General features: G+C 60.8%; 20 protein-coding genes, 1 other RNA gene and 2 pseudogenes. 16 read left to right on the top strand and 7 right to left on the bottom strand.

Annotation, left to right across the window (positions count from 1 at the left end; genetic code table 11):
- Positions 1-156: 156 nt before the first annotated feature.
- Positions 157-345, top strand: a pseudogene (locus PD885_RS22645) (IS3 family transposase); the annotation flags it as partial.
- A gap of 195 nt (positions 346-540) precedes the next feature.
- Here PD885_RS22645 and PD885_RS03795 read toward each other — a convergent pair.
- Together PD885_RS03795 and PD885_RS03800 are read right to left on the bottom strand one after the other, a co-directional pair.
- Positions 541-933: a TfoX/Sxy family protein gene (locus PD885_RS03795; protein WP_002814048.1), complete on the bottom strand. Its 393-nt coding sequence runs from the start codon at positions 931-933 to the stop codon at positions 541-543.
- The gene (locus tag PD885_RS03800; protein ID WP_088056666.1) at positions 930-1,412 is read right to left on the bottom strand and encodes a GAF domain-containing protein; all 483 of its coding nucleotides are present in this window, start codon (positions 1,410-1,412) and stop codon (positions 930-932) included. Before PD885_RS03800 ends, PD885_RS03795 begins: the two co-directional genes overlap by 4 nt.
- 311 nt (positions 1,413-1,723) lie before the next feature.
- On the opposite strand from PD885_RS03800, the gene bioD reads away from it, so the two are divergent.
- Entirely contained in the window at positions 1,724-2,398 is a 675-nt protein-coding gene (bioD, locus tag PD885_RS03805; RefSeq protein WP_002814046.1) for a dethiobiotin synthase, read from the top strand.
- A gap of 278 nt (positions 2,399-2,676) precedes the next feature.
- Here the strand turns inward: bioD and PD885_RS03810 are convergent.
- From PD885_RS03810 to PD885_RS03820, 3 genes and pseudogenes are all read right to left on the bottom strand, one after another.
- Positions 2,677-3,053 (bottom strand): annotated as a pseudogene (locus PD885_RS03810) (phasin family protein).
- Between the two features lie 205 nt (positions 3,054-3,258).
- The gene (gene queD / locus PD885_RS03815) at positions 3,259-3,612 is read right to left on the bottom strand and encodes a 6-carboxytetrahydropterin synthase QueD (protein ID WP_002814044.1); all 354 of its coding nucleotides are present in this window, start codon (positions 3,610-3,612) and stop codon (positions 3,259-3,261) included.
- Positions 3,613-3,728: 116 nt separating this feature from the next.
- Positions 3,729-5,123 (bottom strand): DEAD/DEAH box helicase, encoded by a 1,395-nt coding sequence (locus tag PD885_RS03820; protein ID WP_002814042.1) that lies wholly within the window; start codon positions 5,121-5,123, stop codon positions 3,729-3,731.
- A 377-nt stretch (positions 5,124-5,500) separates the two neighbouring features.
- On the opposite strand from PD885_RS03820, the gene PD885_RS03830 reads away from it, so the two are divergent.
- Both PD885_RS03830 and maiA read left to right on the top strand, forming a co-directional pair.
- Positions 5,501-6,490, top strand: a complete 990-nt coding sequence (locus PD885_RS03830) for a fumarylacetoacetate hydrolase family protein (protein WP_002814041.1) — start codon at positions 5,501-5,503, stop codon at positions 6,488-6,490.
- Positions 6,491-6,533: 43 nt separating this feature from the next.
- Positions 6,534-7,202 (top strand): maleylacetoacetate isomerase, encoded by a 669-nt coding sequence (gene maiA / locus PD885_RS03835; protein ID WP_002814039.1) that lies wholly within the window; start codon positions 6,534-6,536, stop codon positions 7,200-7,202.
- A gap of 17 nt (positions 7,203-7,219) precedes the next feature.
- On the opposite strand, the gene PD885_RS03840 is transcribed toward maiA, so the two are convergent.
- Together PD885_RS03840 and PD885_RS03845 are read right to left on the bottom strand one after the other, a co-directional pair.
- Positions 7,220-7,295: non-coding RNA, sX9 sRNA (locus PD885_RS03840), on the bottom strand.
- A gap of 325 nt (positions 7,296-7,620) precedes the next feature.
- Positions 7,621-8,754, bottom strand: coding sequence for a PilT/PilU family type 4a pilus ATPase (locus tag PD885_RS03845; protein WP_002814037.1), 1,134 nt, complete (start codon positions 8,752-8,754; stop codon positions 7,621-7,623).
- A 98-nt stretch (positions 8,755-8,852) separates the two neighbouring features.
- Between PD885_RS03845 and PD885_RS03850 the strand changes: the two genes are divergently transcribed.
- The 12 genes from PD885_RS03850 to PD885_RS03905 all read left to right on the top strand — a co-directional run bounded on the left by PD885_RS03850 (position 8,853) and on the right by PD885_RS03905 (position 23,052).
- Positions 8,853-9,236: a DUF4398 domain-containing protein gene (locus PD885_RS03850; protein ID WP_002814036.1), complete on the top strand. Its 384-nt coding sequence runs from the start codon at positions 8,853-8,855 to the stop codon at positions 9,234-9,236.
- Positions 9,233-10,123, top strand: a complete 891-nt coding sequence (locus tag PD885_RS03855; RefSeq protein WP_002814035.1) for an OmpA family protein — start codon at positions 9,233-9,235, stop codon at positions 10,121-10,123. Before PD885_RS03850 ends, PD885_RS03855 begins: the two co-directional genes overlap by 4 nt.
- A gap of 352 nt (positions 10,124-10,475) precedes the next feature.
- Positions 10,476-10,694 carry an HP1242/YdcH family protein gene (locus tag PD885_RS03860; RefSeq protein WP_002814034.1) on the top strand — a complete coding sequence of 73 codons (219 nt, stop codon included), beginning with the start codon at positions 10,476-10,478 and terminating at the stop codon, positions 10,692-10,694.
- A gap of 220 nt (positions 10,695-10,914) precedes the next feature.
- Positions 10,915-12,285: a pyridoxal-phosphate dependent enzyme gene (locus PD885_RS03865; protein ID WP_002814032.1), complete on the top strand. Its 1,371-nt coding sequence runs from the start codon at positions 10,915-10,917 to the stop codon at positions 12,283-12,285.
- Positions 12,286-12,373: 88 nt separating this feature from the next.
- Positions 12,374-13,573, top strand: a complete 1,200-nt coding sequence (locus PD885_RS03870) for a cystathionine gamma-synthase (protein ID WP_002814030.1) — start codon at positions 12,374-12,376, stop codon at positions 13,571-13,573.
- On the top strand, positions 13,570-14,952 hold the full coding sequence (locus tag PD885_RS03875; RefSeq protein WP_002814029.1) for a glycosyltransferase family 4 protein: 1,383 nt from the start codon (positions 13,570-13,572) through the stop codon (positions 14,950-14,952). The genes PD885_RS03870 and PD885_RS03875 overlap by 4 nt, the downstream gene beginning before the upstream one ends.
- A 98-nt stretch (positions 14,953-15,050) precedes the next feature.
- Positions 15,051-15,836, top strand: a complete 786-nt coding sequence (locus PD885_RS03880; protein WP_002814028.1) for an ABC transporter permease — start codon at positions 15,051-15,053, stop codon at positions 15,834-15,836.
- A complete protein-coding gene (locus tag PD885_RS03885) occupies positions 15,833-17,119 on the top strand; it encodes an ABC transporter ATP-binding protein (RefSeq protein WP_002814027.1) in 1,287 nt (428 codons plus the stop codon). The genes PD885_RS03880 and PD885_RS03885 overlap by 4 nt, the downstream gene beginning before the upstream one ends.
- Positions 17,120-17,159: 40 nt before the next feature.
- Complete coding sequence (locus PD885_RS03890; RefSeq protein ID WP_002814026.1) at positions 17,160-19,532, top strand: class I SAM-dependent methyltransferase; 2,373 nt, start codon at positions 17,160-17,162, stop codon at positions 19,530-19,532.
- A gap of 51 nt (positions 19,533-19,583) precedes the next feature.
- Positions 19,584-20,645: a glycosyltransferase family 4 protein gene (locus PD885_RS03895; RefSeq protein ID WP_040763015.1), complete on the top strand. Its 1,062-nt coding sequence runs from the start codon at positions 19,584-19,586 to the stop codon at positions 20,643-20,645.
- Between the two features lie 20 nt (positions 20,646-20,665).
- A complete protein-coding gene (locus tag PD885_RS03900) occupies positions 20,666-22,417 on the top strand; it encodes a glycosyltransferase (protein ID WP_002814022.1) in 1,752 nt (583 codons plus the stop codon).
- Complete coding sequence (locus PD885_RS03905) at positions 22,414-23,052, top strand: hypothetical protein (RefSeq protein ID WP_002814019.1); 639 nt, start codon at positions 22,414-22,416, stop codon at positions 23,050-23,052. Before PD885_RS03900 ends, PD885_RS03905 begins: the two co-directional genes overlap by 4 nt.
- Positions 23,053-23,061 lie beyond the last annotated feature (9 nt).

The raw sequence follows: 23,061 nt of genomic DNA on the forward strand, positions 1-23,061 counted from the left end.
GCACTCCAGCGGGTATTACTCCTGGCGGAGCGCGTGGGTGTCGACACGGGCCAACGATGACGCGCGTGTCCTGGGCCTGATCAAGCAGTCCTGGCTGGAAAGCGGCGGGGTATACGGTTACCGGAAGATCACCCTTGATCTGTGCGACTTGGGTGAAACGCAGTCGCCGCGAGCTTGTTCCAACTCCTCAAACTCGAGCGCATCAAACGCAGGATTTACGTGACTGGCGATGAAGCCAAGTCCGACGTCTTCAATTACATCGAGATTTTCTACAACACCAGACGTCAGCACGGATACAACAACGGTCTGTCTCCGGTAGAGTTCGAAAAGCAGCAATCAAAATGAGGCTTCAGAGTGTCTATAGAAACCGGGGCGTATCAAGACCCTGTCAGCCACTGGACGCGCAGGAATCAGCGGTTCCACCCGCTGCCAGAACTCATCGGTTACCACCCAGGACGCTACACGTTTGGCCATGATCTCGATCCAGCACCGCCCACCATGCGGCTCGAATCGATAGGTTACCTATTTACGGATATATTCTTAATCATCGCGCGTCTCGCCGGGTGTCGCATCGTCATCGGCCGTATCGATCATGTCGCTATGCGCATCGTCGTTGTCGGCACGCGCGAAATGCACGGTTTCCACCGACCCACCGATTGCGCGGCTGCGCACCGGCAACAGCGCATTGGCTGCTTCGTATTCGGCGAGTAATGCATGGCGTCGGGCTTCCGGCACTTTCTGCCAATGGCAATCGGCCAACGCGCCTTCCAGTGAGTACAGCAGATTGAGGCTGGGCTTGAAGCCGGCACGGCGCACTTTGACGAAGGCGTCCACCGCACCTACCGCCTGCAAATCCTGCTGCGTGCGCAGCCCAACCTGGCGCAGCCATGCCGCGCTCTTGGGGCCGATATTGCGCATCCGCTCGGTGGTCACGCTAAGGCGTCCACAAAGACCTGTGCAATCGCCTCCAGGCCGCGCTGGTCGTCCGCGTCGAAGCGGCCCAGCTCAGGGCTGTCCAGATCCAGTACACCGATCAGCGCATCGCCCTTGACCAGCGGAATCACCAGCTCCGAGCGCGATGCCGAATCGCAGGCGATGTGCCCGGGGAACGCATCCACATCGGCAATGCACTGGCTCTGCCGGGTGCTGGCGGCCGCGCCGCATACGCCGTTGTCCAACGGAATGCGCACGCACGCCGGCAAGCCCTGGAACGGCCCCACCACCAGTTCGAGGCCATCGTAGAAATAGAAGCCGGCCCAGTTGAGCGACGGCAACGAATGGAAGATCAGCGCGGCCAGATTGGCGGCATTGGCGACGAGATTCGGCTCGCCGTAGACCAGTGCCTGGGCCTGGGCGATGAGCTGGGCATAGTATTCCGGCTTGCTGCCGGTCAGCGAGGAGGTTGTGAACATCGGTAAAGTTTAGCAGTGGCCGTCCGCAGCGTTGCACCGGCGCTACCCATTGCCGTAGCAGGTCGAGAATACGGTCGATACCGCAAGCAGCCAACCGCAGGTAGCGGGAAATACGAAATCAAGTGCGGACGGGCAAGAATGGGGACGCTCGGCAGGGAGCATGCCAATTTCACACTTCGGTTTCGCGTACTGTGCACAGCGGCTCGCGCTCGGCCAATGCATTTGTCAGCCGTGCTCAGCCAAGCGTTCGGATGTGCACGCTATGCTGCGCGCCCTCAAGGCAATAGCGGCGCGGCCGCAGGAACGAACGCATGCAGCTTCCAGCGTTGTATGTTACCGGCACCGATACCGGCATCGGCAAGACCATGGGCAGCACCGCATTGCTGCACGCATTGCGCGCGCGCGGGCACACGGCCGTGGGCATGAAACCGGTCGCCAGCGGCTGCGAGCACACCCCGCACGGCTGGCGCAACGAAGACGCGTTGGCCCTGCAGGCCGCCAGCGACCCGCAGCCGGACTATGCCACCCTCAATCCCTATGCCTTGCCGGCACCGCTGGCGCCGGAGTTGGCCGCGGCCGATGTCGGCGTGACCCTGTCGCTCAAGCCGATCACCGGCGCCTTCGCGCAATTGCGCGCACAGGCCGAGGTGGTGGTAGTTGAAGGCGTCGGCGGCTGGGCCGCGCCACTGAGCGCCGATCTGGACCAAGCCGACCTGGTTCGCGCGCTGCAGCTTCCGGTGGTGCTGGTGGTCGGCATACGGCTGGGTTGTATCAACCATGCGCGCCTGACCGCCGCGGCGATCGCCGCCGATGGGCTGGAATGCATCGGCTGGATCGCCAATGAGGTCGATCCGCACATGGAGCGCGTCGATGAGAACATCGGCATGCTGCGCCAGCGTCTGGCGATGCCGTGCTGGGGCCGGATTCCTTGGCGGCCGGGTGCCGATGCAGCGATCCAGGCGCAGGGGCTGCAATTGCCGATCTGAGCAGAAGCGCTGGTCGGTAATGGCGTCGCCACCTAGAGAGTGGTCGGTAGCCGGATCGCACTGTCACGCATAGAGCACCACGCGCATGCCACCTGTGACAGGTGCGCGGTCCTTCGATCGACCACTGCAAACGCGCCTCCCTGTCGCGCTGACAAAGATTTGGCCAGCCAGGCAGGCCAAACAGCAGACAATAAAAAAGCCCGACAGAGGGAGGGATCTGTCGGGCCGGATTGCACGGGGGGAGGGACCCATGCAAAGACGCTGAATTGTGTTGGCCGTTACTTGCGCCTGGTCTTACCGGTACTGGATTGCTCGCTCTTGGCGTCGAACTGCCGCTTGGCCAGCTGGCCGAGTGCGTCCGATGCCTTCAAGCCCAGGCCGACTACTTCCTGATTGGCCGAGGCCAGACGTTCCAGATTGTCGTGGGCCAGTTGCAGTCTCTTCGGCCAGAGTGTCTTGTAGGCGTCCAAGCCGTGTGCCTGCGCAACCTCACCGAAAAAACTGGTGGTCGCGCTGACATTGCGTTCGAGCGTCTTCAACTGCAGGCCAAACGCGCTTTTCGCATGCTCCATCGCCAATTGGTTGGCACGTGCCGCTGCGGAAGCAAAGCTGCGGAAGCAAAGCTGCTGAAGCCATTTTCGAACTGCGCCGACATTGCGAATCCCTTAGGGAAGGCTGTGACCGTTGTTGCGTTGCAGCATACGCTAATAGTGTTGCGATGCAACACGTTTGCTGAAAATTTCCTAAACGGCTTCAAGCGCCTTTGTTCAAGCGCTTTTGCAAGTCAAAAGGTTACTTAACGTCGGAAATAACAAAGCCGCCCCAAAGGCGGCTTGGCATCACACGAGTGCGCCAGTCGATCAGCCGCGATAACGGCAGCCGGATGTGCAGGTCTCATGCACCACGATCTCGCTCAGGCTCGGCAGCGCCGGCTTGAGCTGCTGCCAGATCCAGATCGCCAGACGCTCGCTGGTCGGGTTTTCCAGCCCCTCGATATCGTTGAGGTAATGGTGATCCAGGCGGTCGTAGATTGGCCGAAACGCGGCCTTGATGTCGCCGAAGTCCATGATCCAGCCGGTCTCGGCGCCCGGTTCGCCGCTGACGTGCAGCTCGACCCGGAACGAGTGCCCATGTAGCCGGGCGCACTTATGGTCCGGTGGCACATTGGGAAGCCGGTGCGCGGCTTCGAGCGTAAAGACTTTGAAGATATCCATGGCGTGATGGGCAAACATCGAACGAGATTAAAGAAGGCGCCCAGGACGTGGCCAGGGCGCCGATGGACGTACACGACAAGGGCCGCATCGCGGCCCTTGTCGTCAACCGCCTGAGGTCAGACGCCGCAGCTGGCCGGCCGGCCACTGCCGCCACGCCCACCATCGCGACGGCCTGCACCCGCACCGGCGGCAACACCGGCCTGACGCGGCCCGCTGCTGCGCTGACCACCCGGCTTCTTCGGGCCGGCATGTGCATGCGCATAACGCGGTGCATCGCCATGCGGACGACGGGCGTGGCTCTTGCGCGGAGCGCGCTCGCCACCCGGCTGTTCGGCACGGCCCGGCGCACTGTTGCCCCAACGGATCGGGGTCTGCGGCTCGTAGCCCGGTACGTCGCGAATTTCGACATCGCGGCCCAGCATGCGCACGATCTGACGCAGCAGCTTGGCTTCGTCCTGCGCCACCAGCGAGATCGCTTCGCCGGTCGAGCCGTTACGGCCGGTGCGGCCGATGCGGTGCACATAATCCTCAGCCACCATCGGCAGGTCATAGTTGATGACCTTTGGCAGCTGGTCGATATCGATACCGCGCGCAGCGATATCGGTGGCCACCAGCACAGTCACGCGGCCGGCCTTGAAGTCGCTCAAGGCACGCATGCGCTGACCTTGACTTTTGTTGCCGTGGATCGCTGCGGTCTTGATGCCGGACTTCTCCAGGAACAGCGCCAGCTTGTCGCTGCCATGCTTGGTACGCGCAAACACCAGGGTCTGCTCGCGGCTGTCCTGCGCCAACAGGTGCAGCAGCAGATCGCGCTTGCGCGCGCCGTCGACCGGGTGCACGCGGTGGGTAATGCTCTCGGCCACGGTGTTGCTAGGTGTGACCTGGATCTGCATCGGGTTGCGCATGAACTCCAGCGCCAGCTGCTTAATGTTCTCTTCGAACGTGGCCGAGAACAGCAGGGTCTGACGGTCCTGGCGCGGCAGCTTGGTCAGGATGCGCTTGATCGACGGCAAAAAGCCCATGTCGAGCATGCGATCGGCTTCGTCCAGGATCAGCACTTCGATGCCGGACAGGTCCACGCTGCGACGCTCGATATGGTCGATGAGGCGGCCCGGACAGGCGATCAGCAGGTCCACGCCACGACGCAGCGCGTCGAGCTGGTTGCCCATGCCCACGCCGCCGTAGATCACCGCGCTCGGGATACGCAGGTATTTGCTGTAGCCGCGCAGGCTGTCATGTACCTGGGTGGCCAGCTCGCGGGTGGGGGTCAGGATAAGCGCGCGGGGCTTGCGCGGGGCGTTGACCGGCTGCGGCGAGGTGCCCAGATGCTGCAGCAGCGGCAGGCCGAACGCGGCGGTTTTGCCGGTACCGGTCTGCGCGCCGGCCAACAGGTCATGACCTGCCAACACCAGCGGAATCGCTTGCTGCTGGATTGCAGTGGGGGTTTCGTAGCCCTGCTCGGCCAACGCGCGCAGCAGGAAGGGCGCAAGGCCCAGGGATTCAAAAGACATCAGGAAGCTCCAAGGAAAGCGTCGCTGCCAGGACAGGCCCGGAGCGCAGACGCATTGCAGATGCAAAAAGGTGAGGCTCGGAGCGTTCCCGTGAACCGCGCTGCGAGATGGTGGATCGACCCAAGAAACGAGCGATGGGTTTGTCGGCACCACGAAAGGCGTCGGGTGGGGCGGGCGAGCGGATCAATCGATCCTAGTCTCGCCGGCTGTCCCTAAGGGAAACGGACGGCCGCATGCAGACCCGGTAAGCATACGCGCGTTTGGCGCGCTGCACAAAAGGCCAGGACTGCGGTTGGGCTCCGGGTCAGTTATTTCAGATGCAACCACTGGTGTGGCAGGCCGTACAATCGGCCGATCAGCCACAGCACAGGATGGTCATGAAGCTAGGTTCCCTGAAGGAAGGCGGCCGCGATGGCAGCCTGATCGTGGTCGCGCGCGATCTGCGTACGGCAGTCCGCGCCACCGGCATCGTGCCCACGCTGCAGCGCGCGCTAGAAGATTGGAGCAACTTCGCGCCGCGATTGAATGCCCTGTCCGCCTCGCTCAACGATGGCAGTGCCGATGGCGTGTTCGATTTGGATATGCAGGCGTTGGCCGCGCCGTTGCCGCGTGCCTATGAGTTCGTCGACGGCAGCGCCTACCTGCCGCATGTGGAACGGGTGCGTCGCGCGCGCAATGCCGAAGTGCCGGAAAGCTTCTACACCGACCCGCTGATGTACCAGGCCACCAGCGCCGGGTTCTACGGCCCGCGCGATGCGATCAAGGTGATCAGCGAAGACCACGGCATCGATCTGGAAGCCGAACTGGTAGTGATCACCGACGACGTGCCGATGGGCGCCTCGCCCGAGCAGGCGGCCGCGCATATCCAGTTGGTCGGCCTGGTCAACGACGTCTCGCTGCGCAATCTGATTCCGGCCGAGCTCGCCAAGGGCTTTGGTTTTGTGCAATCCAAGCCGCGCTCTGCGTTGTCGCCGGTATGCGTCACCCCCGACGAATTGGCCGATGCCTGGCGCGACAACAAGGTGCATTTGCCGCTGGTCACACACGTCAACGGCGTCTGGTTCGGCGCGCCCGAAGCGGGGCAGGACATGCAGTTCGACTTCGCCCAGCTGATTGCCCATGCCGCCAGGACGCGGCCGTTGTCGGCTGGAACGATCGTCGGCTCCGGCACCATCGCCAATCAGGACACCACGTTGGGTGCCTCGTGTTTTGCCGAACAGCGCGTGGTGGAAGCCCTGCGCGAGGGCACGCCAAGCACGCCGTTTATGTCCTTCGGCGACGTGGTACGGATCGAAATGTTAGATGCCTACGGCGCCAGCATCTTCGGTGCGATCGAACAACGCGTCGAACGCCAGCCGCTGCCATGAGCTATTCGGTAGCGTTGGCGAAAACTAACCTACAAGGCCGCGCATGAGCGCGCACCTGGAACTGTTTTCGTACTGGCGTTCCAGCGCCGCCTATCGTGTGCGCATCGGCCTGCAGTTGAAGTGGCTGGCCCACGTGACGCATCCGGTGCATCTGGCGCGCGCTGGTGGCGAGCAGCACGCATCGGCGTATGCGCAGCTCAATCCGCAGGAACTGGTGCCTACATTGCGGCATGGTGCGGTGGTGATTCCGCAGTCGCTGGCGATCCTGGAGTATCTGGAAGAAGCGTTTCCCGACACTACACATCTGCTCCCAGCAGCGCCGGCCGAACGCGCCCGCGTGCGCGCATTGGCGCAGGTCATCGCCTGCGATGTGCATCCGCTCAACAACCTGCGCATCACCCAGTTCTTTGAGCATGAATGGCAATTGGATGCTGCGCAACGCCAGGAGTGGACGCGTCACTGGATGCAGCGCGGTTTTGCGGCGCTGGAAGCGCAGTTGACTACCGATCCGCACACAGGCAGCTTCTGCCATGGCGACACGCCGGGCCTGGCCGATTGCGTGCTGATCCCGCAGCTCTACAACGCGCACCGTTTTGAGGTCGCCCTGACGCCGTATCCCACTCTGCAACGCATCGAACAGGCATGCCTGGCATTGCCGGCATTCGATGCGGCGCGACCAGAAACACAGCTGGATGCGCCGCCGAGCAGCTGATTGGTCGAACTAAGAGTGGCTAAAAAAACGTAGCGAGCAGTCGCCAGGTGGGTGCGGACGGCGCGGAGGAACCGAAGTGTGCGCGTGGTACATGCCGATTCCGAGCACCGGCCGCGTCCGCCTAGCGGTGAGCGCAGTCGTTTTGTTAGCCACTCTTAAAGTCAGTGGAACGTGCAGTGACGGCGGACTGCTCGGCACTGCGCACGTGATACGCGAGAGTGCAGGAGCGCGCCAGCGTGCACAAACCGCCTGACGATGTCCGAGCCGGTGCCCGCTGCTACGTAGAGCTCGCACAGAGCTGTGACTGCGGCGACGTTGGACGTGCTCAGGTGCGCACGGTGTCGCTTGCAGAACTACATACGCCAGACAGATCCGGCAGGCGCGCAGGCAATGACGCGCCTGCCGGCTCAAACCTCGCTTAGATAAACCCGTGACTGATCTTCGGCGCCGCTGCCGTTTCGTAATCCGCATACGGGTCGTGCTCGCCGGAGCCGCCTTCGGACAGGCGGAACTTCAGCGCCAGGCCATCGCGCGAGTCGGCTGCGCGCAGTGCTTCCTCCTGCTCGATTTCGCCAGATTTGACCATCCGGAACAGGCATTGGTCGAAGGTCTGCATGCCTTCTTCCAGAGATTCCTCCATCGCCTGTTTGACCTCGTGCACCTGGCCGCGACGCAGCAGGTCGCGAATCATCGGGGTGTTGAGCAGCACTTCGGTAGCGGGGCGGCGGCGTCCGTCCGCGCCCTTGACCAGCCGCTGAGAGACGACGGCGCGCAGATTCAGCGCCAGATTCATCAGCACATTCTTGTGCGCGCTTTCCTGGAAGAAATTGAGGATGCGCTCGATAGTCTGGTCGGCATTGTTGGAGTGCAGCGTCGCCAGACACAGGTGGCCGGTTTCGGCGAAGGCGATCGCCGCCTCCATGGTTTCGGCGTCCAGGATTTCGCCGATCAGGATCACGTCCGGCGCTTCACGCATCGCGTTCTTTAGCGCGCTTTGGAAGGTATGCGTATCCAGACCTACCTCGCGCTGATTCACGATCGACATCTTGTGCTTGTGCAAATATTCGATCGGGTCCTCGATAGTGAGGATGTGCCCGGTAATGGTGCTGTTGCGGTGGTCGATCATCGAAGCCAGCGAGGTCGACTTACCCGAGCCGGTCGAGCCGACCACCAGCACCAGCCCGCGCGGCGTCATGATGATGTCCTTGAGCACCTGCGGGAGATTGAGTTCTTCGATGCTTGGGATCCTGCTGCGGATGGCGCGGATCACCATCCCCACCTCGCCGCGCTGTTTGAACACGTTCACGCGGAAGCGCCCGGCGTCTTGCAGGGCGATGGCCATGTTGAATTCCAACTCGTGCTCGAACCGCCGCACTTGTTCTTCGTCCATCAACGAGTATGCGATTTTCCTGACTATTCCCGGTGGCAATCCCGTATTGCCGAGCGGGTAGAGCTTGCCTTCGATCTTGATGTACACCGGCGCGCCGGTGGTCAAGAACATGTCCGAGGCATTCTTTTCGGTCATCAGCTTCAGGAAGTAGCCGATATCCATGCGCAATGGTTCCCCAACAAACAGCAGCGTCTCGTTGCAAGTGCGCCGCAGGCTTCCGACAATGGCCGTGCTCGAGACCTCTCGCTACGGCTCCCCTAATGACGGCTAGCTTCGCATACTTGCGGCGATCCCTGTATGGCATCGCCTGTTTCATGGTTCTTTCTTCTCCTGTCGCCGCCCAGGTGGCACCGGAGCTCACCGCCGCCGAACAGGCCGTGCAACGCGCCACCCAGGCCGATGCCGACCAATATGCCCCTGATCTGGTCAACCTGGCCCGCCAGGAACTGATGCAGGCCCAGCAGGCGCAACTGGACAAGCGCCAGCGCAAGCAGGTGCCACAGATCGCCTTGCGCGCAGCCGCCAACGCCGATTTGGCCAAGGCACGCAGCGAAGAAGTGGTGGTCGCCGCCCAGCTGGAACAGCGCCGCAAAGAAGTTGCGCAGCTGCAGAACAGCCTTAATACCGGGGAGGGTGGCCGATGAAACTGCATCCACTTCTCTATCTCGGTGTATTGAGCTTGGCCGCACTGCCGCCGCTGGCGATGGCCGCGAAAGACGACCCGCAGGCCGACGCGCTTAACCGGCGCCTGGCTGCCTTGCAAAACGACCCGCAGGCCAACGAGTTGGCACGCTTCGAGCGGCTGCAGGCGCAACAGAGCGTGGCTGCCCTGGCCGAAGCCAAGCGCCGCGACCGTGACGAACTGGTGTTCCTGGCCGATCGCCGGGTCGAAATCGCCGAGCTCACCGCCCGCACCGCACTGGCACGACGCGAGCTGGAGCGGCTGGAAGGCACCCGCAACGATCTGCTGATTGAAGCCAGCCGCCGTGACGCCGCGCTTGCGCGTCAGGAGGCTGAGCGGTTGCGCGTGCAGGCGCAGATCCAGGCCGAGGAGGCCGAGCGCATGCGTCAGGCTGCCGAACAGGAAACGTTGGCCCGCCAGGACGCGGAGCTGGCGCTGACCAGCGTGGCCGGCAAGCAGACTGCCAAACTCAATACGGCCCAACAGAAGGCCATGCAGTTGGCGCACGAAGAAGCCGAACTGGTCTCCGGTGCCAAATTGCCGGCCACCAAGTTCGACAGCCGCGGCGAAGTGTTTTCGCTGAGCAGTGGTGCGTTCGGTGGCAAGGCTGCACTGTCCGGCGATGCGGCAGGGCAGGTCAAGGCGCTGGCCGAATATCTGAACATCGTCAAGAAAGGTCGGGTGAGCATCGTCGGCTTCGACAGCGATGCAGCCACTGCCAATAAGCGGGCCGAATCGGTCCGTGACGCTCTGGTCGCCGCTGGCGTTGCCAGTGCACGTCTACAGGTGATCGGTAGCAAGGCCGCCGCCAGCAAGACGCGCGCTGCCGATGTCGTTGTGTCGCCGTAACGCAAGTGCTTGGAAGTTAAGGTATTTTAACCCGGACATGACGCCTGGTTGAACCCCGGTCACTGATTGACGCAGCGGACGGCAAAAGTACCCGTTCTGGCCTTGAACCCCCTCCGCGACCGGCGTAGGGTCGTATTCCTGGGCAGTACACCGTTGCCTGGACGTACGGAGGGCCGGGCCAGTGACGCAAGCGCACGCATTCACGCAATTGGGTGAGAAAACCGGTGGTTCAGCCCGCGCGTATGCCGTTGTAGTTTTGGCTGTTGTGACGCCCGAGCCCTCCATCCCGAAGCAGCGCCCCGTCCCGCCAGCGGCCGGGGCGTTTTTGTTTTAAGTGTCAGGAGGTAACGCCATGTTCGAAGGGCAACCGCAGACCGAAATCGACGCGTTGGTCAAGTCCGATCCCGAGTTCAAGCAGCTGTACCAACGCCACAAGCTTTTGAACAAGAAATGCATGGATGCCGAACTTGGGGTGCTCCCCATCGATGACGTGACCTTGGGCCAGATGAAACGCGAAAAATTGCAGGCCAAAGAAAAGCTCACCCGGATGTACGACCAGCTCACACACTGATCTTTCCCCACCGTTAGAACAAGTTCACCGTCGCGGGCGGTGGCAGCCTCCTCGTCGGCTCGCCACCGTCCGCGTCTTTACTTTGTGCGGCTTTTCGAGCACTTGCTGAGTACGCTCGTTCATAGGTGGGCGCAATCGCTTCAAGTCTGAATGAGCATTCCCTAGCCGTTCGTCGGATAATGGGCGGCCTAGCCCTGTGCGACGCAGTGACGACATCCCGATGGCGATCCATTCCTCCGTACTCGAACTGATCGGCAACACGCCGATCGTCAAGGCACAGCACCTGGACACCGGCGTCTGCGAGCTGTTTCTCAAGCTGGAGGCGGCCAACCCCGGTGGATCGATCAAGGACCGTATCGGTCTGTCGATGATTGAAGCAGCCGAACAGCGCGGCGATCTTAAGCCCGGCACCACGCTGGTCGAAGGTACTGCCGGCAACACTGGCCTGGGTCTGGCGCTGGTCGCGCAGCAGAAGGGCTACCAGCTGATCCTGGTGGTGCCGGACAAAATGAGCCGCGAGAAGATCTTCAACCTCAAAGCCATGGGCGCCCAAGTGGTGATGACCCGTTCGGACGTGGCCAAGGGTCACCCAGAGTACTACCAGGATCTGGCCGCCAAGATTGCATCCGAAACGCCCGGCGCCTACTTCATCAACCAGTTCGGCAACCCGGACAACCCGGCCGCGCACCAATTCGGCACCGGCCCTGAGATCCTGGCGCAGATGGACGGTCAACTGGACGCGATCGTGTTCGGCTGTGGTAGTTCCGGCACCATGACCGGCCTGTCGCGCGCTTTCGCCACCGCTTCGCCGCACACCGAATTGGTATTGGCCGACCCGGTCGGCTCGATCCTGACCCATTACATCGAAGAAGGCACGGTCAGCGAAAAGTCCGGTAGCTGGCTGGTCGAAGGTATCGGTGAGGATTTCCTGCCGGATATCTCCGACTTCTCGCGAGTCAAGAAGGCGTATTCGATCAGCGACGCCGAGAGCTTCCACACCGCGCGCGCGCTGCTGGCCAAGGAGGGCATCCTCGGTGGCTCGTCCACCGGCACCCTGCTGGCTGCCGCGCTGAAGTATTGCCGCGAACAGACCACGCCCAAGCGCGTGCTTGTGTTCGTCTGCGATACCGGCAACAAGTACCTGTCCAAGATGTACAACGACTACTGGATGCTGGACAACGGCTTCCTGGAGCGCCCGCAGTACGGCGATCTGCGCGATCTAATTCTGCGCCCGTACAACAAACGCGACACCGTGGTGGTCGGCCCCAAGGATCTGCTGACCACCGCCTACCAGCGCATGAAGCTGTACGACGTCTCGCAACTGCCGGTGATCGACGACGGCGAGCTGGTCGGCATCGTCGACGAAAGCGATGTGCTGCTGCATGTGTACGGCGACGAGGCGCGCTTCCGCGACCCGATTTCCACCGCCATGGTCAGCAAGCTCGATCGTCTGGATCTCGCATCCCCGATCGAAGCGCTGCTGCCGGTGTTCGACCGCGGCCAGGTTGCCATCGTGATGGACGGCAATCAGTTTCTCGGTCTGATCACCCGCATCGACTTGCTCAACTACCTGCGCCGCCGCGTGCAGTGATCCTGCATCGCTGCTCGCGCGGATGAGACGCGCGGTACGGACATTCAGACCTGCTTGTTACAATCGGCCACCTTTTCCGGGAAGCTTCATGTCCAATCGCACCACTACCAGCCACGATGCCGAGCGCGACCTCTCGCTTGCAACGCTGGCGATCCACGGAGGGCAGTCGCCGGATCCCAGCACCGGGGCGGTGATGCCGCCGATCTACGCGACGTCCACCTATACGCAGTCCAGCCCGGGCAAGCATCAGGGGTTCGAGTATTCGCGTACCCACAATCCCACGCGCTTCGCCTACGAGCGATGCGTGGCCACGCTGGAAGGCGGCACGCGCGCGTTTGCGTTCGCTTCCGGCATGGCCGCCACCTCCACGGTGATGGAATTGCTGGACGCCGGTAGCCACGTGGTGGCGATGGACGACCTGTATGGCGGCACCGTTCGCCTGTTCGAGCGCGTACGCCGCCGCACCGCCGGCCTGGATTTCAGCTTCGTCGATCTCACCGACCCGGCCGCATTCGACGCCGCGATTCGCCCCGACACCAAGATGGTGTGGATCGAAACCCCGACCAACCCGATGCTCAAGCTGGTCGACATCGCCGCCATTGCCGCCATTGCGCGCAAGCACGGTCTGCTTATCGTGGTCGACAATACCTTCGCCTCGCCGATGCTGCAGCGCCCGCTCAGCCTGGGCGCCGACATCGTCGTGCACTCGGCCACCAAGTACCTCAACGGTCACTCGGACATGGTCGGTGGCATTGCAGTGGTGGGCGACAACGCCGAGCTGGCCGAACAACTGGCGTTCCTGCAGAACGCGATCGGTGGCGTCCAAGGCCCGTTCGACAGCTTCCTCGCCCTGCGCGGCCTCAAGACACTTCCCCTGCGTATGCGCGCGCATTGCGAGAATACGCTGGCGCTGGCGCAATGGCTGGAAACCCACCCCGCAATCGAACAGGTGATCTACCCCGGCCTCACTTCGCACCCGCAGCACGCACTTGCGAAGAGCCAGATGTCCGGCTTCGGGGGTATCGTCTCGATCGTTCTCAAGGGCGAGTTTGATGCGGCGAAGCGTTTTTGCGAACGCACCGAACTCTTCACCCTGGCCGAATCCCTCGGCGGCGTGGAAAGCCTGGTGAATCATCCCGCCGTTATGACCCATGCCTCCATTCCGGTCGACCGTCGCGCAAGGCTTGGTATCAGCGATGCGCTGGTGAGGCTGAGTGTTGGAATTGAGGATGTTAAGGATTTGCAGGGCGATCTGGAACGTGCGCTTGAGGCGTCCCGTTCTCCATGACGGCTTCTCCGCAACGTCAGGGCATCTTTGCTTCCTGGCGGACCGGGTTGGCTGTACTGCACCTGCAGTCATGGGTGCGACAGCAGCCTTGGCTGAAGCGTATCTATCGGTTGTTTCCGCACAGTTTGCGCGATCGCGTATCCGCAGTTCTGTCTGCCAGGTCTGTAGTCCAGACGCGCTTTCAGCGGACAGCGGCTTGGGAACAAGCCAAGAAAGAAGGCGACGTGTTTTTGCGGATCGGGAACGAGAGCGTCCCGCCCACGTTAGGTGCTTCAGTGGGAATAAATATCCTCGGTTATATTCGCGGCGAATTCGGGTTGGCAGAAAGTGCCAGGATGTATGCGCGTGCGCTCATCAATGCGGGGGTTCCGGTGTCGTTGTATGACCTGGATATGGGGCTGCCACACTCCTGGCAGGACCGGAGCATGGATGGCTTTATCGATCAGCGCATGCCGCATCGGGTCACCGTCGTCTTCGTGAATCCTGACCACCTGGAGGCCGCGTTAGAGCATGTCGGTCGCGCATGCATGGAAGGGCATTATGTGATCGCCTGTTGGTTCTGGGAACTTGAAGTGATCCCCCGGAGCTGGCTAAGCGCCATCGAGCTCGTGGACGAGATCATGGTCGCCTCACAGTTCATCGAAAACGCCTTTCGTCGCATTACAGATAAGCCGATTATGCGGCTGCCCCTACCATTGTCGGACCGGCGTGATAGTGGCCTGCAGAGGCATGACTTCGGGCTGGATCCGGACAATTTCATTTTTCTTTTCACTTTCGACTTTCATTCGTTCGTTAACAGGAAGAATCCCCAAGCCGTTGTACACGCGTTTCAACAAGCGTTCCCGAACGGTTGTGAGAACGTCGGTCTCGTTTTGAAGTCAAGCAACGGCCATATGTATCCTGAGCAGATGCGTGAGCTCCTCACACTTGTGGTGGGGGATTCCCGGATCCTGCTACGCGACGAGGTGATCGAAAAAATGCATGTCCGTGCACTTCAGCGATGCTGCGATGTATATGTTTCGCTTCACCGTGCTGAGGGCTTCGGACTAGGGCTGGCCGAGTGCATGTCGCTGGGTAAACCTGTAATCGCGACCGGATGGTCGGGCAACATGGAATTCATGACCGAGAGCAACTGCTGTCTTGTAGATTACGATCTGGTCCCCGTTGCAGGGGGGTATCCCGATTCTGATGGTGCTTACTGGGCCGAGCCGCGAGTTGCCAGTGCGGCTGATGCAATGCGTCTGCTTGCAAATGATCCTGAGCGCGCGCGGGCGCTCGGCGTGGTGGCAAGGGACAACATCTGCTTGCAACTTTCACCGAGCGGCGCGGCGCGGCGCCTGTTGGCGAGGGTTGCGGAAGTAACCGAGGCGATGAACTGACCGCACAGGCGACGTCGTGGCCTCGTCCAGGCACGCAGCGATTGGCGTACAACCGCTCAACAAAATAGTAAATAATTTCAGAGGTAGCAACGTTGGACATGATCCGGTCCGTATGGACCTTCCGTTACTTCATCCTGTCATCAATCAGGAACGACCTGCGTCTCCGTTTTGTACGGAGCAAGCTGGGCGCATTGTGGATGATCATCCATCCGCTCATGCAGGTACTTATCTTTGCGACGATCCTCTCTGAGGTTTTGGCGGCGAAGCTGCCCGGTGTCAATAACAAGTTTGCTTACGCACTGTACCTGATGGCCGGAACACTTTGCTGGACTCTGTTTGCCGAATGCATCGGGAAATGCGCCTCGTTGTTCGTGGATAACGGCAATCTCATGAAGAAGCAGGCTTTCCCGCGCATCTGTCTTCCGCTCATTGCCGGTGGCACCGTTCTGGTAAACAACCTTCTGCTGTTCTTGGCAATCTTCATCGTCTTCGCCGTGTTGGGTCACACCTTGGGCCCGGTGGCAAGCTGGCTGCCGTTATTGATGCTTCTGACGCTTGCATTCGCCATGTCGATAGGTCTGCTGCTGGGGGTCTTCAATGTTTTCGTACGCGACATCGGGCAGGTTGTGCCAGTCGTTCTGCAGGCTCTGTTCTGGTTGACTCCTGTCGTCTATACCATCGATATCCTCCCAAAGCAGACGCAGGAGCTATTCAAGCTCAACCCATTGTTTCCGCTTGTCAGCGCGTATCAGGGGGTTCTGCTCTACGGGCGTTCTCCTGAGTGGATTGATCTTGTGCCTTTGATGGTGGCGACGGTCGTGCTAGGTGCTATGTCGCTGGTCGTTTTCCGCCGTGCAAGCGCAGAAATGGTGGATGCACTATGAGCGCAATGCTGATAGTCGAAGGACTGGGAAAATCCTACCGTGTCTGGGGGAGCGAATGGCTGCGTGCCGCCAGTTGGTTCGGTGTGCAGGTCAAGCCACGGGAGGAGCATTGGGTTCTGAGAAATGTCGGGTTTTCGATTGCTCCTGGCGAGTCGATCGGGATTATGGGGCGCAATGGTGCTGGCAAGAGTACGCTGCTCAAGTTGATCACGGGAACTTCCCAACCTACCGAAGGACGAATCGTTCGTCGCGGGCGTATTGCCGCGATCCTGGAACTCGGTATGGGGTTCAATCCTGAGCTCAGTGGCCGGGAAAATGCACGCCACTCCGCGGGTCTGATGGGATACGCGCGCGATCAGATCGATGCAGTACTGCCGCAGATCCAGGATTTCGCTGAAATCGGAGAGTACTTTGACGAACCGGTGCGGACGTATTCCAGCGGTATGCAGGTGCGTGTCGCTTTTGCGGTCGCTACTGCTTTTCGCCCCGACATTCTGATTGTCGACGAGGCATTGTCGGTAGGTGATGCTTATTTCCAGGCCAAGTGTTTCAAACGCATCCAGTCATTTAAGGATGAGGGCACGACGCTTATCCTCGTTAGCCATTCGGCTGGGGATATCGTCAAGCATTGCGATCGCGCGATTTTAATCAAGGAGGGTCGAGTTTATGCCGACGGGCCCTCTCGCGATGTATCCAACCTCTATCTGGACGAGCTGTTCGGCCAGAAGCCTGCTTCACTCCAAGCCGATACCAATGACGCGACGCGAGCCATGGCCGACGGTAGCGAGGATGTCTTTCACACCCGGCCGTACTACAACGTAAACGAGCACCGTTGGGGACACGGCGGGGCGAGGATCCTCGATTACGTGGTTGTCAGCGAGGGGCAGGAGTTCCCACCACGTTTGGAAAGCGGCTCAAGGACGGCGTTTTATGTGAAGATCGCGTTTGATCAAGATTTCGACAATGTTGTTCCAGGCTTTCTCGTAAAGACGATCGAAGGATTGTTTTTGTATGGGACCAACTCTTTCCTGTCCAGCGAGGGCAGGGTAGGCATGTCAGTCAGGGCTGGCGAAGTGATCGTCTGCAAGTTCACCATGCCGCTAGACCTGAATGAAGCGAACTATCTGGTGTCGCTTGGCGTGTCCAGTGGCGACCCGCTGACCGAATTGAAGCCATTGGATAGACGGTATGACTCCATCGTTCTTGATGTCGCCAGAGGCATGTTGTTCTGGGGAATGATGGACCTCAAGGCCGATTTCGAGATCGTGGAGGCATCTAAGTGAGCCTCTGGCGTTCTCATATCAACTCAGAGACCAGAGAGTCATGACCGAATCAGAAAGTATCAGCGCGTTGGTGACGGCGCTGCCGGAAAAGTATCAGCCGATCTTTGGGCACCCAGAGCTTTCGGAGGGTAGCTCGAGGGGGTGCGAAGACCGGCTTACCCTGATTGCACAGTGCGCGAAGCGGATGCAGGATGCGCTCGGACGCCCACTCCGCGTGCTTGACCTCGGCTGTGCACAGGGCTTTTTCTCCTTGAGTTTGGCGGCGGATGGTCACCGGGTCCATGGTGTGGATTTCCTTGATCGGAACATTGCGCTGTGCCAGGCGCTCGTTCGCGACAACTCTGCACTTGAAGCCACCTTCGAACACGCAACGGTTGAGGAAGTGATCGAGCGGCTAGAAGACAGGGCATACGACCTGGTGCTGGGCCTGAGCGTGTTCCATCACCTCGTGCATGCCCAAGGCATTGCACGCGTCAACGGGCTGTGCCAGAAGCTTGCTGATTCCACCGAAGCGGGCATCTTCGAGATGGCCTTGCGCGAGGAGCCGCTCTATTGGGCCGGTTCTCTACCGAGCGAGCCAGCGGAACTGTTGGCAGGCTATGCCTTTACCCGGCTTTTGTCGCGCCAGACGACCCACCTGTCGGCGATCGCGCGGCCGCTGTACTTTGCGAGTAGCAGGTTCTGGTACGTGGACGAGGTCGTCGGGAAATTCGATTCCTGGTCGTCGGAGTCGCATGCCCATGGCATGGGCACTCACCAATACAGCAGGCGGTATTACTTCGGTGGCGGCGTCTTCGTGAAAAAGATGACGCTCGGTATGGGCGACCGCGCGCAGATCAATTTCAAAGAGTTCCGCAATGAGGTCGATTTCCTCCGAAACCCTCCCGATGGTTACGGCGCTCCTCGGCTGATCGCAGCGCTGGACGACCGCTTCGACCTTTTCCTGGCCAGGGAGATGATGAAAGGCCGCTTGCTTTCGGAGCTGATCGACGATGAGACGCTCTACGATGCCGACCGGGTCGTATCGGAGCTGTTGGATCAGCTAGTGGCGCTTGAGCGCGCACGGCTATATCACAACGATGTGCGCTGCTGGAACGTGCTCATGACCCAAGACGGGCATGCCGTGCTGATTGATTACGGTGCCATTTCCCCCGAGGCTACAGATAGTTCCTGGCTGGACGATCCGCTGCTGGCTTTCCTGATTACCGTGAAGGAGATTCTCGAACGCCGCATCGTGCCTACCAGCCCGAGCCGCGAACCGGCGCTGGATCTGATGTCGCTGCCTTTCCGATATCGGAATGCATTCGTTCGCTTGTTTGGGCGGGCACGGGCGCGCTGGACCTTTCAGGAACTGCAGGACAATCTGGCGTCGCCGGAGCCGGTGTCCGATGAAGTGCCGGAGTGGATGTCGATCTATCAGTACCTGCAGCAATCCCTGCGCACCTACAGCGGGCATGTGCGTGCGTTGTACATGCAGAGTGAACACGAACACGCTGCATTGATGGCAAGCGAGTCTTCGCTGGCGCGCGTCCGCGACGATGCGCAACAGGGTCAGGAAAAGTTTGTCGCGCTTCAGCTCGAGCTCGAGATGGCGGCTAACCGTTACCACGATCTGGAGGAAAATAGCCGTCGTATGGCGGAGTGGTCCAAAGAGCTCGAAGAGCACGCGAAGGATTTGGAACAAAGCGCCCGCCAGCTGAGTGAGCAGGCAGCGACACTGGAGGCCCGGGCTGTTGAGGCCGAGGCGAGCAGGAACGGGTTCCGCGAACAGGCCGCCGAACTCCAAGCGCGCGCCGCCAAGTTCGAGGCCAACAACCTGCAGCTGTCCGACCGCATCGCCGAGCTTGAGATTGAGCTGGAAGAACGACAGCGCGCTTGCGAGCTTGCAGAGTTGTTGGCGGCCAATGTCGGCAGACTGACTGCAGAGCGAGACCAGTTGCAGGAAGAAATAGCTCAAAAGCAGCTGTCCAATGGACGCTTGGAAGCCGACATTGCGGAGCTTCAATCCACTGTCGCCTCCCTCCTGCAGCGGATCGAGCGTTTCGAAACATCAGGCGAACACGACCGGCGTCGACTGAAGGAGCTGCAGGCAAATCTGTCGCAGCGCAATCAGGACGTGGAAACGGCGCGCGCCCGGGTCCGCGAGCTTGAGTACTCCGTCAGTGCGCTAGAGGAGCTCATTGCCGAGTTCTATACCAGCCGGTCTTGGCGCGTCACCGCGCCGCTCAGATGGGTTACCACCAAGGTTCTCAGGCGTGATAATCCTTCGGCACAGATAGTGCCAAGAAAGACGGAACCGGCCAATGCCATCGTTTATGGCGGAGACTTGCCAAGTCCTGCCGAGGCGGCGCTGGAGAAGCGGCTGGCCGCGCTCGACCAAATTGGGCGCCGAGTAAGGAAACCCGAGCAGTAATTGACGGAAGTCTTCGCAGCGGCAAGGGCAATATCGAAAGGGGACTCAGTTTTGAAAAGAATTATCGTACTCGGCGCGCAGGTGCCGTTTGTTCGCGGAGGCGCCGAGCTCCTCAATGAAGAGTTGGTGCGGCAGATCAATCTGTGGGGCATGCAGCGCCACGTCGTCGCTGAACTGGTGCAACTGCCCTACAAGTGGTATCCGGAAACCGAGATCCTCTCCGCGATGCTTTCCTGGCGACTGCTGGACCTCAACGAGAGCAACGGACAGAAGATTGACCTGTGCATCTGCACCAAGTTTCCAACGTACGCGGCGTCGCATGCCAACAAAACGCTGTGGCTTGTGCACCAGCACAGGGTGCTTTACGACCTCGCGCACACGCGCTTCGATCAGCCCTATCTGAGCAGCAGGGAGTCTGCTGTGCGCGATGCATTGCGTGTGTCGGATAAGGACATGCTGTCCGACATCCACTCGCGTTTCACAATTTCTCAGACAGTTACTGACCGGCTGACGCAGTATTGCGGCCTATCTTCGGAAGTGCTCTATCCGCCATCCAAGCTGGCGCCGCACATCAAGTCGGGCGAGTACGGGGATTTCGTGCTGTGCATCGGTCGTCTTGAATCGATCAAGCGGCCGGACCTGTTGATTCAGGCAGCCCAGCACGTACCGCATGCGAAGGTTGTCATCGCCGGAACCGGCGCAAGCGACTACGCACGCTCGCTGGCGCCGCTAGTGCGCGAGCTGGGCCTGGAAAAAAGGGTCGAGCTGGCTGGTTTCATCGAAGATGCCCGCTTGCTTGAGCTGATCGCCAATTGTCGCGCAGTGTTCTACTCGCCGGTCGACGAGGACTATGGCTTCGCGACTCTCGAGAGTTTCGCCGCGCATAAGCCGGTCATCACCGTCGATGACAGCGGCGAAGTGTGCCGTATCGTGCGGTCCACCGGCAGCGGCTGGGTGACCGGTCCGACCCCGGAGGCCATCGCCGAGAGCCTGTTGGACTGCTATGCCAAGACGCCCGCGCAGCTTCGCATGTTGGCTGAGGAAGGCCATCGCCTCAGCGAGACCATCACCTGGGACCGTGTGATCCGTCGCCTCGTGGAGAGCCGGCTTTGAGTGCTCCGTTCCGAGTCGCAATGGTCGGTCCCCAGCCGCCCGACCGGTCCGGCATTGCGGAGTACGCGGCTGGCCTAGTCGATATGTTGCGTGATTGTGGCTTGTCGGTTGATACAGTCACCGCCGCGGATGTCGAGCAGCAAGGCGCATCGCAGATCGTTGCCAGCCTCCGCACGGCGGATGCGGTCGTCTATCAAATGGGAAACCATCCGACGTTCCACGGCTGGATGCTGCCACTCATGGCTGCCGTGCCGGGCATCGTGCATTTGCATGATCTGGTGCTTCACCAGATGGCGGCTGGCGTGTTGAGCGATGCGGGTCGACTGGACAGCGCCAATTACGCCGGCTTGCTGGAAAAGTGGCATTCAACCTCACAGGTCAGAGCTGCAACGGTGGCCCTTCGTCTCGGCACGCCGATATGGAGCCGCGACCAAGTAGTTGATTACCCGCTTCATCAGATCGCAACCCAGTATGCGACTGAAATGGTCGTGCATTCCCAGTACTCTGCGGATCGGATAGCACGGGATTTTCCTTGGCTCCCCGTCACCGTGGTGCCCCAGCTTTATCCGCTCGTTGCACCCCATCGCGTTCGCGGCCAGCTGAATACCATCGCGCTTCTTGGCGGAGGTCAGGTGAACCGCCGCTTCGATTGGGTCGTGCAGGCGCTGGTCATGATCGACAAGGCTCTGGACGAGCCGCTCACGCTGGAGATCGCAGGGGAAGTCGAGCCCGCGGTGGCGCGCCAGCTCGAGGCGTTAACAAGGCTGCGCAACGTACGACTGATCAACCATGGCCGTGTCGACGACGAGAATTTCTGCAAGGTGTTCGAACGAGCCGACCTGATGATCGCCTTGCGGCAGCCCACCATGGGCGAAGCGTCTGCTGTGGTCTCCAAGGCCATGCAGGCCGGGCTTCCGACAATCGTGTCCGACCATGGCTGGTATGCCGAGCTTCCCGGCTGTGTGAAAAAGATCGCTCCCGATGGTGGCTGCGCAACCGCGTTGGCGGAACTGCTGCTGCACCTGGCGCAGTGTTCACAGTCGTATGGCCGCTGGGCGGAGGAATGTGCCGACTTGGCCGGCCGACCTTCGCTATCCCCCTTCGCGGCGGCGGAGCAGTATGCGCGGCTATTGCGCACCCATCGCGTCTTCTCCGATTTCCGCGACAGGGTGGCAGACGCGATAGCGAGCATGAGGGTGGACGCCGACTCCCCGCTCGGCAGCGAGCTGCAGCGGATCGACGTTCGCGCCGGCCTGAAGGGGGATCGCTGGGTGGATGTGGCGCTGGCAGTTCTTGACGACCAGAAGCTGGACTCGCATGCCCGGATCACCGGCGAAACGGTCGGGCCGTATCCTTATACAGAGCCCCTGCCTGACACGGCATTCCAGGGTTCCGCGGCCGTGGTTGACGCTGATCTCAGCGTTGTGGAGGCCTCGAACGTGATTCCCTTGCGCGTTCAGCTTACCAATGAGGGGGATTTCCCCTGGCTCAGCCCGTCTGACCGCACTATCAAGCCATTTGGAATATATCTGGGCTATTTCTGGCATTCGTCCGACCCTTCGCTGGAGCTGGTCGAGCAGGCTCGTCATTTTCTGGAGGATGTAGTACGCCCGTCGTCATCCGGTATCCATGAGATGATTATCCGTACGCCTGACGTTCCCGGGGAGTATCAGCTGGAAATTGATCTGGTCCAAGAATCCGTTTGCTGGTTCAAACACAGGGGCTTTATGCCTGCGCGTGCCAGCGTGCACGTAGAGGCGGGCTCGCCATGAAAAACTTATCCATTCATAAAAAGTCCTCAATCATGAAAAAAATGAAGAAATCCCGTCGTGTCGTTGGCGCAGCCATCGCGCTTGCTGCGGCGATCGTTGTCACTGGCTGCTCCAAATCCCCGAACAACAACGCCCAGCAGTCAGCCGACGCGCAGCAGTCTGCGGCGGCGGCTCCGGAAGTTGAAGGCATCTCGGCCCCAATCCCGCAGGACCAGGTGGGTGCTCGATACGCTGTATCGGCTGAGCCTGTGCTGTTTAAAAACGGTGAGATCCTGAAAGTTGTGGTCAATGTCACCAATACCGGAAAAGTCGCGGTTAACTCGAAAGGCAAGATGCCGGTCAACCTCGCCGTTTCGCTGGTTGATGGTGCCGGTGCGATGGTAAAACAGGAGTTCGTGCGCGTTCCGCTGCCGCCGCAGGGTATCCCTGCTGGCGGATCTGCTGACGTCGTCGCTGAGGTTCCGGCCCAGGCCGTGGCAGGCAACACGCTGCGCTTCGGTCTCGTACAGGAGGCGGTCGCATGGTACAGCGACTACAAGATCCAGCCGTTGGACTACGGCCCGTTTAATAGCTGCAAAGATCAGGGCAAGCCGACCCTTTGCGGCAAAGATGGAAAGCCGCTCACTATGCAGTGACGGTAACGC

Source organism: Xanthomonas fragariae (genome assembly GCF_900183975.1).
Taxonomy (GTDB): domain Bacteria; phylum Pseudomonadota; class Gammaproteobacteria; order Xanthomonadales; family Xanthomonadaceae; genus Xanthomonas; species Xanthomonas fragariae.